The following is a 367-nucleotide window of genomic DNA, read 5'->3' as shown; positions in this document are numbered from 1 at the left end:
TGGGCGTCGATTGTTAACGGTACCACCGAGTATATCCAGACCCGCGAAGGGCAGAAAATGCCACCGTTTGAGGATAAAAATGGTAAGCAACACCGTACCTGCTGGAAGCTGTTGAAACGTGATGACAAAGGTAGCGTTTATACACTTCCTGAGTAACGTCATATGTTAAATGGAGACCCACCGACTGCCGCCCGGAAGAGCAGCAGTCGGTGGGCCAGGTGGTCAACGTGACGATGAAAGCCTGGCAGACCAGCGGCGCGAAATACTGGCAGGGAAGCGAGGCCTGGGCTGAAATACAGCACGCCACCGATATGACGCTCGATATGCTCAGACAGGTGGACTGGGTACAGGTTTTAACCAATGTCGC

General features: G+C 53.4%; 2 pseudogenes. Both read left to right on the top strand.

What is annotated here, in order from left to right:
• Positions 1 to 156 (top strand): annotated as a pseudogene (locus M979_RS23895) (DUF3396 domain-containing protein); the annotation flags it as partial.
• Between the two features lie 26 nt (positions 157 to 182).
• A pseudogene (locus M979_RS23890) lies at positions 183 to 367 on the top strand (hypothetical protein); the annotation flags it as partial.

Origin of the sequence: Buttiauxella noackiae ATCC 51607, from assembly GCF_001654865.1 — a bacterium.
GTDB classification, from domain to species: Bacteria; Pseudomonadota; Gammaproteobacteria; order Enterobacterales; family Enterobacteriaceae; genus Buttiauxella; species Buttiauxella noackiae.
Note: the sequence above shows the minus strand (reverse complement) of the source record. Positions and strands in the feature narration are given on the sequence as shown.